We start from the raw sequence: 11,943 nt of genomic DNA, 5'->3' as shown, positions 1-11,943 counted from the left end.
AAACAAAAAAGAAGGGACCCGCAAAACGGCGGCGGATCCTGTAATTATATGGAGTGAGTATAGGGGCTTTCAGTATGCCCTTGAAGTTATGCGGCTTTCGAGTGCACAAATTGATCCATGAGGTTCTCCCTGCCTGCGCGCCGGGCGAGGAGAACCAGTGGCTGCTATCTTGCTGATTACTATGCCATTAGTCTGAACGCGCCGGGCGCGCTGGCGGCTAAGCCCCGCGCCCGGCGCGCGGACGCCGTTTAAAACCAGGTCTCGAGCTGGGCGCCGAAGATCAGCGTGCCTCCGCTGTGGTAGCCCGCGCTGCCAAAGGTGTCGGTGGTGGAGTAGCTATCCAGGGCTTTGTCCCAGTTCATCCAGGTGGCGAAGAAGCGAATTTCCGGGCGCTCGAAAAAGTCGGTCACGTTGTGCATTTTAAAGGTCGGAGCAAAGGTCAGCTTGTAGTAGCTCCCGCGGGCGTGCCGGTTGCCGTTAAAGCCTTTCGGGTCGATATCCATATACTGGTAGCTGGCCTCGTACTGCAGGGCAAAGTTCTGATTGAGCTCCTGGATAACCCTGCCGTTGAGGGTGACCCAGTCGTAGCGGTCGCCGTCCAGGTAGCGGCTATTGCTGCTCTGGGCGACGATAAGCGGCGCCAGGCTAAGCCGGTCGGTCAGGGAGGTGATGCCGTAGGAGGCAAATTTAACGGTCCAGGCGTTATCGATCAGATAGCCGTCCGACCCCGGGCCGCGCACTTCCGCTCCCAGCGCCTGGCCATACAGCAGCACCGTTTTGGACAGTCCGGGCCGGAGCCCATAGAACGTGTCGCCATGATACGCCAGCATGGTGTTGAAGCCTTTGGACGCCGCTTTATCCGTCGCCAGGCCGTCATTAATACGCTTATCGTTATCCTTAGAGTAGAGGCCGTTGACCATCCACTGCCACGGGCCTAATTTATTATTGAGCGACAGGGTATAGTTCTGAATATAGGTATTGGCGGCCCCGGTCATGTTGTTATATTCAACGTTCTCCATGGCATCAATATCATTAAAGTTACGCCCGTAAATCGCCAGATTGGTTTTGACGTCGCCGGCCAGGTTAACGTCATAAATACCGGCGCCGGTACCGATTAAATTCATCATGTCGGAGTCGAGCCAGTGAATATCGAAGTTATCGCGATCCTCGCGCTTGCCTGCCCACAGGGTTGCGTGCTTAAACGCCCCGGAAAAGGCCGGAAGGTCGCTCATTTCGGCAAACGCCTGACGCAGGTTCATCTGGCCGTTAAAGGCGCTGTCGGTATTATAGGTTTTATCCCATTCGGCAATTTTCATGTAATAACGCAGCTTAGCGTTATTATCATAGCGACGCAGATAGTTAATATCGGCGGTGACGTAGGTGTCTGATTCATTGCCGAGACGGCCGACGCTGCCGCCGGTACTTCCGGCCGGCGTCAGGGAAGGGCCGACGGTGCTGGTGGCCCCTTGCTTTCCGGTGAGGATCCCGGTGCGGGCATAGCCGCCGATTTTAATTTCAGCCGGGTCCTGGTTAAGCGGCTGTTTTTTTATTGAAGCAATATCGCGATCCGTTTTTTGCTCAACGGCCAGCAGGCGCTGCCGGGCCTGGTTGGCGTTATTCTCGGCGGCGGCGGCTCTCTTTTCCGCATTATCAATTTTTTGTTCGGCGGAGCGTAAATCTATTTTTGATTGTTTTAATTCAGCTTCAAGTTTTTCCAGACGGGCGTTGATGGCATTAAGCGTAATATCGGCGGCGTGCGCCGATAACGGCAGCGCCAGCGCGCAAAGCGTAAGGGTATAGGCTTTCATTATTAATCCCTGTGCAGAGAATTCCCGCGCTGCGGGCATAGGCAAGCCTGCAGCACGGAAGTGTGTGCCAGCAAAAATTATGTTGCGGTGATTAAGCCGTCAGGTGGCGGCTAGCTGCGGGTTATCATTTTTTGGCCACGGGTTTATTGGTATTAACAAAAAGAGTCGTGGCAATAAAGGCAAAAATAAATACCGCGATGCCGACGGTGATATAGCTAATAAACTGGTAGCGGTCATAGAGGTACATCAGCGGAGAGAGCAGCACCGCCAGGCCATAAGAGTTAGCCTTGATCGCCATCAGCGAGAGCACCATGCCGCCCAGCGCGGAGCTGGTGAGCATCACAACAATGGCGCGGATCCCCGACTGCATCACAATCCCGAACAGGGCCGGCTCTGAGACCCCCAGCAGCTGCGTTATAGTGGCGGAGATGCCGGCGGTCTTAAAGGCCACGTTCTTTGATTTCAGCGAAATAGCCAGACACACGGCGGCGTTGGCAAAACCGTACATCGCGCAGACCGTAATCAGCGGATTAAAGCCGGTGCCGGCAATCAGCGACGTTTCAATCATGATGAACATATGGTGCATCCCGGTCATCACGGCGATGGGATAAATAAAACCGATCAGCAGGCCGCCAATTCCTGCCGGCAGGGCGAGGAACTGCCCAATCGCCATCACCGCATAATGTTCGAATCCGTGCACCAGCGGGCCTAATACCAGCAGGGCAATGGCGATCGCAATCAGGATGACGATAAAGGGCGTGAAAATAAGGTCCATCGAGTTCGGCATGACTCTGCGGAAATAGATCTCGAGCTTCGCGCCGATAATACCGGTAATGAGCGCGGTGAGGATCGAACCCTGATAGCCGACCAGCGGAATAAAGCTAAATATATATATTGGTGCGGCGTTGCCATATGCCACATCGTAGGCGTTGGGCAGCGCCGGTGAAACCAGCATCAGGCCAATTAAAAAGCCGATAATCGGCGTGCCGCCAAACTTTTTAAATGCCGACCAGCAGATAAACGCCGCGAGGAAGGCAAAGGCGGTATCGCAAAGGACGGTGGTTAACGTCTGCAGATAAACCGGGATATCCTGCACGTTGCTGCCAAACCAGCCCAGCACCGTATCATTAAAAATAACCCCCTTCAGACCGAGAAACAGGCCGGTGGCGCCGAGCACCGGGACGATCGGCACGAACACGTCAGAGAGGTTTCTGATGCCCCGCTGCAGCCTGCCCGTGCTCTGCCGGCTCATCTCGTCTTTGCTGACTTCGGCCACCTGGAACTCTTCCACAAAGGCCTGGTAAACTTTGTTGACGATACCGGTGCCGAGAATGATCTGATACTGACCTGAATTATAAAATACGCCTTTCACTTCGCCGATCTGACGAATTTTTTCGTCATCAATGGCTTCGCGATCCTTCACCTGTAAGCGCAAACGCGTCGCGCAATGGGTGGCCGATGCAATGTTGTCCTTGCCAATCGTATTAACAATATCAACCGCGATATTTTTATATTTGTTCATTTTTAACGCATCCCTTAATGAGAATGGTCTGGTAGGGTTTGAGGGTAGAAGTCACGTTGCTGTAATTACTGAGCACGATTTCCCCGTCAGGCAGGGTAAACGGCTGCTCTTTGGCGCTGAGGTTGGTGATGGAAATAAGGCGCTCGGTTGCCGAGCTTCTTGCATAGGCGATAACGCTCTCTGCAGCCTCCTCCAGCGGAGTGAAGGTGCCGTAAATCAGCGTTTCAGGGAAGTCGATATTTCTCAGGGCAATCATCTTTTTGTAGAAAGAGAATACCGAGTCGGCTCGCGCCAGCTGGCTTTGCGCGTTCAGCGAGGTATCGTCAGTGGACAGCGCCAGCCACGGCGTAGCGCCGTTGTTAAAGCCCGCGTTGACGCCGTCGTACCACGGGAACGGCGTGCGCGAATTATCTCTTGAGCGGCGGTTAACAAAGCCCATGGCCTCCTCGGCGCTAAAGCCTTCCGCCAGCGAACGGTAGTAGTTATCGAGGCTTGAGATATCGTTAAATTCGCTGATCTCGCTGCGGCAGAAGTTCTTCATTCCCAGCTCCTGCCCCTGATAGATAAACGGCGTGCCGTGCATGAAAAAGTACATGGCTGCGAGGGCCGTGGCGCCGATCTCGTTCTGATAGTCAGCGTCGCGCACCAGTTTCGACAGGGCGCGAGGCTGGTCGTGATTCTCAATAAAAGTGGTGCCCCATCCCGCACGGGTAAAGGCCAGCTGGCTGGCAAACAGGGTTTCCCTGAACGCCTTGACGCTCCAGTCGCATTCCCTGAACCACTCTGAACCATTTTCAACGTCAATATCGGCGGCGTGGAAGTCAAATATCATGTCGAAATAACCTTCCGGTCCGATAAAGCGCTCATACTCTTCCAGCGGTACGCCAGGGGCTTCACCGACGGTCACGCAGTTAAATTTTTTAAAGGTCTTTTGCTTCAGTTCGTTGAGGAAAAGCTCAATCCCCGGCCGGTTGCGGGCCTTGCTTTTGACGGAGGCCAGACCGTCGATACCGTCTGGCGGCAGCGGGCTGAAGTCCTGATCCTTTTTGATAAAGGTAATGGCGTCGATGCGGAACCCGGCGATCCCTTTTGCCAACCACCAGTTAATCATTGCGTAAATTTCTTCGCGCAGCGCCGGGTTTTCCCAGTTCAGGTCGGGCTGTTTTTTATGAAACACGTGGAGATAGTAAGTCTCTTCGCCGGGTACTTTTTCCCACACGCTGCCGCCGAAAATAGAGCGCCAGTTGTTGGGGGCCGCACCGTTAACCGCCGGTTTAAAAATGTAGTAATCGCGGTAGCGGGAGTCCGGGTTCGCCAGCGCCTGGCGGAACCAGCGGTGCTCGTCGCTGGTATGATTGACCACCAGATCAATCATCACTTTTATCCCCATCTCTCCGGCCTGCGCTATCAGGTCGTCCACGTCCTGCATATCGCCAAAATCAGGATTCACCGCGAAGTAATCGGCGATGTCATAGCCGTTATCCGCCATCGGCGACTGATAAAACGGTGACACCCAAATAAGGGTAATCCCCAGGGTCTTGAGATAGGGGAGTTTCGCAATGATGCCGCGAATATCGCCGGTCCCGTCGTTGTTGCTGTCATAAAAGCTCTTTGGGTAAATCTGATAGACGACGGATTCCTTCCACCATGCGCGCTGCTGGGGTGTGTTCATCACTTCTCCTTGATATGATATCGATACCATATTGAAATAAAAAAATTAAGCGGACGCTCTGATAATCAATTCAGAGTGCAGATCCTGCTCGTCATACTGATAGCGGGTGCCGCTAATGAGCGCGAGCAGGCGTTCAACGGAAATTCTGCCCAGCTGCTCAATCGGCTGGCTGACGGTGGTGAGAGGGACGTTGATCATCTCCGCCACCGGCAAATTATCGAAGCCCACCACCGCAAGATCTGCCGGTACGTTAACGCCGCCGGCGGTGAGGCCGGCAATCAGGCCGCAGGCGACCTCATCGCTGCCGGCAAAAATCGCGTCGGGGCGCTCGCTGGCGGCCATCTGCAGCATTTTGGCGGCGAGGCCTTGCCCGTCTTTATAGGTATGCATCTGGCGGAAAATCAGCGCGGGATTGATATCCCGCTTTCCGGCCTGCATGGCGTCGATAAAGCCCTGGTTTCTGCGACTGCCGTGGCCTTTCTGCTCGAAGGTGCCGCCGGTAGAATAGGCGATATTTTTATAGCCTTTGCTGATCAAGTAGGTCACGGCGTTATAGGTCGCCCGGCGATCGTCAACTTTGACCACCGGCAGGCTGGTGGCCTCGAGGCTGGTATTACACAGCAGGATCGGTCCGTATTGCTGGTACTTCTCCAGCACGTTCTTATTGCTCTCGACCGCGCACAAAATCAGGCCATCGATGATTTTTTTCTTCAGCAGGTCGAGGCAGTTCTTCTCCTCCCCGGCGCTGTCGTGGTTTTGCACAATCAGCACCGAGTAGCCATTTTTGCGCGCGGTGACTTCCAGGGCATCGACCAGGCTTGCGAAGAAGGGGTTGGTAATGCGCGAGATAAGCACCCCAATACGGTACGTTTTGACGCCGCGCATCTGCTGGGCAACGGTGCTTGGCTCGTAATCAAGCGCCTTCATCGCCGCCAGAATCTTCTCTTTTTTATCATCAGAGATATAGGGATGATTATTCAGGAAGCGGGAGACCGTGGTGACGGAAAGCCCGGCTTTTTCTGCTACGTCTTTTATGGTGGCCATAGAATTTTTATGAAAACGATATCATAGTTCGGTAAGCTATTTTCAGCTGCCCGTTAAGTCAACCTGCATGTTTTAAAACATGATCGATCTCACAACAATTTTATCCGCCGAGAGCCGCTGCGGTTATTCATCTGCGGGGGAGTGAGGGGATATCTTGCCGGGAATCGGCTGTTCGGCGGGAAATTTGCTAGAAAATGTTAATGGAGCGCATAAATAGCGGTTTCGCCTCTCGACGTCGGGCGCCGGGCTGCCTATTATTCTTGGGTTTGTTTATTTTAAGATGTTTCCGAGGGGAGAGACGATGCGAGCTGCGTTTTTAGTTGGGTGTGCCGCGTTATTACTGTCGGCCTGCAGTAGTGAACCCGTTCAGCAGGCGACGGCGGCCCACGTATCACCGGGCATGCGCGCTGCGATGAGCAGTACCGGGCAGGCAAACTGCGCGATGATCGGCGGCTCGCTGTCGGTGGCGCGTCAGCTGGACGGCTCGGCGATAGGGATGTGCGCGCTGCCTAACGGCAAGCGCTGCAGCGAGCAGGCTCTGGCCGGCGGCAGCTGCGGTAACTACTAAGCAGCACTCCTGCCTCTGCGGGCGCCGTGAGCTACCCTCGTGCCCGCTGCGTTGAGGCACCGTTGGGCGCCAGCCGGACGGGGGAATCAGTTAACCAGATCGGCGAGCTTATACACCAGCGTGCGATCGGCGGTCGCCAGCGTCAGCTGATTTTCGGTTAAATCGACCTGCGCCCCATCGCGCAGCATTTTGCCGAGCGTGGCGTCCAGTTCGTTAAGCTGCGGGTCGGCGCACAGCATCCGGGTCATCGCCAGCTCTTTGACCTTCAGCTCGCCGTCCGACACCTTGCCTTCGCCGCTAAAGCGGTTGCACATATTGCCTGAGACGAACGTCTTCTCGCCAAAGCTCAGTTCCAGCGGTTTCGCGCCCTCCTTGAGCGGCTGACCGTTGACGCTGGTCAGGACAAACCGATGGTGCTGAAGCTGCTCCGCGCTGGTGGACACCTTGCTGTTATATACGCAGCCGGAAAGCAGCATTCCTGCCGCCAGCAGTGCAGCAAACTTATTCATTTTTTCTCCAGAAATATTTCACATCTTTTAGGTAAGCGGAGTGTAACTGTACTGCAGGCAAATTCTGTGGGGCTTATCTGAATGTGCCCCCCGCAGGGGGAGGGCACAAAAGGGGAAGGATATCAGGCCAGCGCGTTGGCGCACGCTTCACCGGCGTCAACCTGGCGCAGGTTATCGAGGGTGGTTTGCGAAATACTGATTAACGCCTCGGCGGTGAGGAACGCCTGATGCCCGGTGAACAGCACGTTATGGCAGGCCGACAGGCGGCGGAACACGTCATCCTGAATCACGTCGTTGGATTTATCTTCGAAGAACAGATCGCGCTCGTTCTCATAGACGTCCATCCCCAGCGCGCCGATTTTCTGGTGCTTCAGGGCGTCGATTGCCGCCTGTGAATCAATCAGGGCGCCGCGGCTGGTGTTGATCACCATCACGCCATCCTTCATCTGATCGAACGCCGCATGGTTCAGCAGATGATAGTTCTCATCGGTCAGCGGACAGTGCAATGAGATAACGTCCGACTGCGCGTACAGCGTCGGCAGGTCAACGTACTCGACGCCGAGATCCAGCGCGGCGGCGCTTGGGTAAGGATCGAACGCCAGCAGGCGCATGCCGAAGCCTTTGAGGATCCGCAGGGTTGCCACGCCGATTTTCCCGGTGCCGATAACGCCCGCGGTTTTACCGTGCATGGTAAAGCCGGTTAGGCCTTCAAGGGAGAAGTTGGCATCGCGGGTGCGCTGATAGGCGCGGTGAATGCGTCGGTTCAGCGACATCATCATGCCGACGGCGTGCTCGGCGACGGCTTCCGGCGAATAGGCCGGCACGCGCACCACCCGCAGACCCAGCTCTTTGGCCGCGTCCAGATCGACGTTATTAAAGCCGGCGCAGCGCAGGGCGATGTACTTCACGCCGTGCGACTTCAGCTCTTCCAGCACCGGGCGGCTGCCGTCGTCGTTAACGAAAATGCACACCGCCTCGCAGCCGTTGGCCGTTTTGGCGGTTTTTTCGGTTAACAGGAAATCGAAGAACTCGAGTTCAAAGCCATATGTATCATTAACATGCTGAAGGTACTTTTTATCGTACTGCTTTGTACTATAAACAGCGATTTTCATAAGACTTTTCTCCAGTGATTATACCGTCACGGTAGCATATTTAAAATAATCGTACAATTTTTAAAAATTAGTTTAAATAACAGGTTATAATCATAATTCTAGAGTATATCTCTGCGTGGAGGTATCGCTTTAAAACATAATGCGTTTTTACCACAGGCTGAAGCTAAAGGCGCCTGGCGCCAGCAGGATCAGCGGCCACAGCAGACCGGAGCTGACGTTGGCGAGCTGAAAGCGCCAGAAAGAGGCGCCGCTGGCCCCGCTAGCGAGCGGAAGGGTGGCGCGCAGCGGAGAGAGAAAGCGGCTGAAAAATACCGCCCAGGCCCCGTGGCGGCGTAAAAACAGCCGGCTGCGGGCGAGGCGCTCGGCGCTAAGCCAGCGCAGGCGGTGAAGATGGTGTTGATAGCGCCTTCCCACCCGCCAGGAGAGCCAGAATCCGCCGATTGCCCCAAGCCCGGCGCTGAGCCACATTAGCAAGAAATGCCCGAAGCTGGCGGAGGCGAAGGTACCGAGCAGCAGCAGACCTGAGGTGCCGGGCACCAGCAGCGAGACGATCGCGCAGGATTTACTGAACGTCAGCAGGAACACCAGCAGCAACAGCAGCGCATAGTGGTCCTGCGCCGACTCAATCAGCGAGTAGATAAACGCCACGCTTCCCCTCCGGCCTGCTCTGATGATGATTAGCCAGTGTGACAGGGGTTGGCTAAATGAAGGCTAAATCAGCGGTGGGTCAAAAATCGCCGCAACGATGGCGGCGCAGCGGCTATTCTTAGGCAGGACGCAAACTTTAACTCACTGGTCGAACGTGCCACAATACGCGCTACATTCGGCATATACTTTTGTTGATTCAGGATATTAAGCGCCCATGAAGGGTAAATATAAAGCCGCTATCGCGCTGGTGTTAGCACTCCTTTTGCTCCCGCTGGCGCTGCTGTCGACGCTAACCCACTGGGTGCCGACGCTCGCCGGGATCTGGCTGCCGGCGGGGACGCGGATCTCGCTAAACGACAGCCCGCGCCTGACGCGCACCGCGCTGCGTATCCCCGATTTACGCTATATGGTTGGCGACTGCGAGCTGGCAAGGGTCACCAACGCCCAGCTTTCCCACCCCAGCCGCTGGCGCCTGCATCTCGATGAGCTGGATATCAACAGCGTCTGCCTGAGCAAACTCCCGGAGAGTGAACCCGCCCCCGGCGCGCCGCGCACCCTGGCGGAGTGGCAGTCGATGCTGCCCTATAGCTGGCTGACCATCGAGAATCTGCGCCTGTCGCCGTGGGAAAGATGGCAGGGGCGGCTGGTGATGTCGCTCACGCCGACGCAGCAGGATATCGGCTACAGCGGGCCGGAGGTCACCGTGCAGGCTCGCCTGCGCGGCCAGGCGCTGACCGTCAGCGACTTCTCCGCGCGGCTGGTTGAAGGCCAGGCGCCGGTCAGGCTGGTCGGTGAGTTCAATATGCCGCTGGTGCCTGACGGTTTCCCGGTTGACGGCCATCTGCTGAGCACCTTCGAATTTCCACAGGAGCCGGGGCTGGTTGACGCCGAGCTGGAGTGGCAGAAAAACCGCGGGCAGCTGCTGGTGACGCCGCGGGGTGAGGTGCGGCCGATGCTCGACCTGCCGTGGGAAATTACCCCCGAACGCATTGCGATCAGCGACGGTCGCTGGAGCACCGAATATGCCGGCTATCCGCTGAGCGGCCGCGTGGCGCTGTCGGTGGACGACTGGCAGCAGGGAACCGAGAATATGCAGGTCAGCGGGCGCCTGAACGTGCTGACCCAGGGGGAGGCCGGAAAAGGCAACGCGGTTCTGAACGTCGGGCCCGGTAAGCTGAGTATGGATAGCAGCGATATGCCGCTGCGGCTCACCGGCGAGGCGAAGCTCGGGGATCTTATCGTCTACGCCGCGCTGCCGGCCAGGTTGAGCGGTCCGCTGACCACCCCGGAGCTGAGTTTCCATCCCGGCGCGCTGCTGCGCTCGCGCGGGCGGGTGATTGACTCTCTCAATATCGATGAAATACGCCTGCCGCTGGCGGGGGTCAAGGTCACCCAGCAGGGCGTCGACGGCCGGCTGCAGGCGATTCTGCGCGCCCACGAGCAGGAGATGGGCGACTTCGTCCTGCATCTTGACGGCAAGGCCGACAACTTTATGCCCGACCGCGGGCGCTGGCAGTGGCGCTACTGGGGAGAGGGGCACTTCACGCCGATGCAGGCGCGTTGGGACGTGAAGGGCGCGGGAGAGTGGGTGGACAGCGCTATCGTCCTGAACAGCCTGTCGACCGGCTTCGATAAGCTGCAGTACGGCACCATGCTGGTCAGCACCCCGCGGCTGACGCTGGAACAGCCGATTCGCTGGCTGCGCGACGAACAGCATCCGAAGCTGACCGGCGCGCTGTCGCTGGATGCCGGCAAAACCAGCTTTAGCAGCGGCAGCGAACTGCCGCCCTCCACGCTGAAGTTTAGCCTCGACGGGCGCGACCCGACCTGGTTCCAGTTTAACGGGTCGCTGCACGCCAATAAAATCGGCCCCGTGCGGCTGACCGGCCGCTGGGACGGCGAGCGCCTGCGCGGCCAGGCGTGGTGGCCGAAGCAGTCGTTGACCGTCTTCCAGCCGCTGCTGCCGCCGGAGTGGAGAATGAACCTGCGCGAAGGGTCGCTGTACGCCCAGGTCGCCTTCTCCGCCGCCGCCGAGCAGGGCTTTGAGGCCGGCGGGCACGGGGTGCTGAAAGGCGGGAGCGCCTGGATGCCGGATAATCAGATCAACGGCGTCGATTTTGTGCTGCCGTTTCGCTTTAGCCAGGGGACCTGGCAGCTCGGCACCCGGCGGCCGGTTTCGCTGCGTATCGGCGAGATAGTTAACCAGGTGACGGCGCGGAATCTCACCGCCGACCTGCAGGGCTCGTATCCCTGGAGCGAAAGCAGTCCGCTGCAGCTCAGCAACGTCAGCGTCGATATTCTCGGCGGCCAGCTGACCATGCAGCAGCTGCGCATGCCGCAGCACGACCCGGCGCTGCTGCGCCTGCGGCACATCTCCAGCAGCGAGCTGGTGAGCGCGGTGAATATCAAACAGTTCGCCATGTCCGGCGCGTTTAACGGCGCGCTGCCGCTGTGGCTGGATAACGAAAAATGGATAGTCAAGGACGGCTGGTTGAGTAACCCCGGTCCGATGACCCTGCGCCTTGACCCGGATATGGCCGATGCGATGGTGAAGGACAATATTTCAGCGGGCGCGGCGATCAACTGGCTGCGCTATATGGAGATCGCCCGCTCGTGGACGCGCATTAATCTCGATAATCTCGGCGTCCTGACGCTGCAGGCGACGATTAGCGGCACCAGCCGCGTCGGGGAGAGAAGTAATACGGTGCATCTCAACTACTCTCATCAAGAGAACATTTTTGACCTGTGGCGCAGCCTGCGCTTTGGCGACAACCTGCAGGCATGGCTTGAACAGAATGCGGTGCTTCCCGCTCAGCGCTGTAAGGATAAGCAACACTGTACGCCTGTTGGGACAGGCTCTAAGGAACAACGATGATAAAACTGCTAACGATGCTGCTGGCAACGACGATACTGCTGACGGGCTGTACGCCGAGGATTGAGATTGCGGCATCGAAGGAGCCGATCACCATCAATATGAATGTCAAAATTGAACATGAGATTCATATCAAAGTGGATAAGGACGTCGAGGATTTGCTCAAGTCGCGTAGCGACCTGTTCTGA

The 11,943-nt window shown here is 57.1% G+C and carries 10 protein-coding genes; 3 read left to right on the top strand and 7 right to left on the bottom strand.

What is annotated here, in order from left to right:
• Positions 1 to 248: 248 nt before the first annotated feature.
• The 4 genes from HCK03_RS15205 to HCK03_RS15190 all read right to left on the bottom strand — a co-directional run bounded on the left by HCK03_RS15205 (position 249) and on the right by HCK03_RS15190 (position 6,046).
• Positions 249 to 1,808, bottom strand: coding sequence for a carbohydrate porin (locus HCK03_RS15205; RefSeq protein ID WP_167691843.1), 1,560 nt, complete (start codon positions 1,806 to 1,808; stop codon positions 249 to 251).
• Between the two features lie 124 nt (positions 1,809 to 1,932).
• Positions 1,933 to 3,330 carry a PTS transporter subunit EIIC gene (locus HCK03_RS15200; protein WP_076945435.1) on the bottom strand — a complete coding sequence of 466 codons (1,398 nt, stop codon included), beginning with the start codon at positions 3,328 to 3,330 and terminating at the stop codon, positions 1,933 to 1,935.
• The gene (locus HCK03_RS15195; protein WP_167691842.1) at positions 3,317 to 5,002 is read right to left on the bottom strand and encodes a glycoside hydrolase family 13 protein; all 1,686 of its coding nucleotides are present in this window, start codon (positions 5,000 to 5,002) and stop codon (positions 3,317 to 3,319) included. Before HCK03_RS15195 ends, HCK03_RS15200 begins: the two co-directional genes overlap by 14 nt.
• Positions 5,003 to 5,047: 45 nt before the next feature.
• The gene (locus HCK03_RS15190) at positions 5,048 to 6,046 is read right to left on the bottom strand and encodes a LacI family DNA-binding transcriptional regulator (protein ID WP_041145252.1); all 999 of its coding nucleotides are present in this window, start codon (positions 6,044 to 6,046) and stop codon (positions 5,048 to 5,050) included.
• A 301-nt stretch (positions 6,047 to 6,347) separates the two neighbouring features.
• Here HCK03_RS15190 and HCK03_RS15185 point away from each other — a divergent pair, with 301 nt between their 5' ends.
• Complete coding sequence (locus HCK03_RS15185; protein WP_041145253.1) at positions 6,348 to 6,614, top strand: putative hemolysin; 267 nt, start codon at positions 6,348 to 6,350, stop codon at positions 6,612 to 6,614.
• 86 nt (positions 6,615 to 6,700) lie between these two features.
• Here the strand turns inward: HCK03_RS15185 and hslJ are convergent, their stop codons facing one another.
• The 3 genes from hslJ to HCK03_RS15170 form a co-directional block, all read right to left on the bottom strand.
• Entirely contained in the window at positions 6,701 to 7,123 is a 423-nt protein-coding gene (gene hslJ, locus HCK03_RS15180) for a heat shock protein HslJ (RefSeq protein WP_041145254.1), read from the bottom strand.
• A 122-nt stretch (positions 7,124 to 7,245) separates the two neighbouring features.
• The gene (locus tag HCK03_RS15175; protein ID WP_041145255.1) at positions 7,246 to 8,235 is read right to left on the bottom strand and encodes a 2-hydroxyacid dehydrogenase; all 990 of its coding nucleotides are present in this window, start codon (positions 8,233 to 8,235) and stop codon (positions 7,246 to 7,248) included.
• A 147-nt stretch (positions 8,236 to 8,382) separates the two neighbouring features.
• Positions 8,383 to 8,883: a DedA family protein gene (locus tag HCK03_RS15170; RefSeq protein ID WP_167691841.1), complete on the bottom strand. Its 501-nt coding sequence runs from the start codon at positions 8,881 to 8,883 to the stop codon at positions 8,383 to 8,385.
• Between the two features lie 214 nt (positions 8,884 to 9,097).
• Here HCK03_RS15170 and HCK03_RS15165 point away from each other — a divergent pair, with 214 nt between their 5' ends.
• Together HCK03_RS15165 and HCK03_RS15160 are read left to right on the top strand one after the other, a co-directional pair.
• Positions 9,098 to 11,758, top strand: a complete 2,661-nt coding sequence (locus HCK03_RS15165; RefSeq protein WP_167691840.1) for a YdbH family protein — start codon at positions 9,098 to 9,100, stop codon at positions 11,756 to 11,758.
• A 14-nt stretch (positions 11,759 to 11,772) separates the two neighbouring features.
• Positions 11,773 to 11,943, top strand: a complete 171-nt coding sequence (locus HCK03_RS15160) for a YnbE family lipoprotein (RefSeq protein WP_370461201.1) — start codon at positions 11,773 to 11,775, stop codon at positions 11,941 to 11,943.

It is taken from the genome of Klebsiella terrigena (genome assembly GCF_012029655.1).
Lineage (GTDB): Bacteria > Pseudomonadota > Gammaproteobacteria > Enterobacterales > Enterobacteriaceae > Klebsiella > Klebsiella terrigena.
Note: the sequence above shows the minus strand (reverse complement) of the source record. Positions and strands in the feature narration are given on the sequence as shown.

Excerpts from the sequence above, each read along its gene's own strand:
- HCK03_RS15205 (WP_167691843.1), bottom strand. The coding sequence starts at position 1,808 with ATGAAAGCCTATACCCTTACGCTTTGCGCGCTGGCGCTGCCGTTATCG.
- HCK03_RS15200 (WP_076945435.1), bottom strand. The coding sequence starts at position 3,330 with ATGAACAAATATAAAAATATCGCGGTTGATATTGTTAATACGATTGGC.
- HCK03_RS15195 (WP_167691842.1), bottom strand. The coding sequence starts at position 5,002 with ATGAACACACCCCAGCAGCGCGCATGGTGGAAGGAATCCGTCGTCTAT.
- HCK03_RS15190 (WP_041145252.1), bottom strand. The coding sequence starts at position 6,046 with ATGGCCACCATAAAAGACGTAGCAGAAAAAGCCGGGCTTTCCGTCACC.
- HCK03_RS15185 (WP_041145253.1), top strand. The coding sequence starts at position 6,348 with ATGCGAGCTGCGTTTTTAGTTGGGTGTGCCGCGTTATTACTGTCGGCC.
- hslJ (WP_041145254.1), bottom strand. The coding sequence starts at position 7,123 with ATGAATAAGTTTGCTGCACTGCTGGCGGCAGGAATGCTGCTTTCCGGC.
- HCK03_RS15175 (WP_041145255.1), bottom strand. The coding sequence starts at position 8,235 with ATGAAAATCGCTGTTTATAGTACAAAGCAGTACGATAAAAAGTACCTT.
- HCK03_RS15165 (WP_167691840.1), top strand. The coding sequence starts at position 9,098 with ATGAAGGGTAAATATAAAGCCGCTATCGCGCTGGTGTTAGCACTCCTT.
- HCK03_RS15160 (WP_370461201.1), top strand. The coding sequence starts at position 11,773 with ATGCTGCTGGCAACGACGATACTGCTGACGGGCTGTACGCCGAGGATT.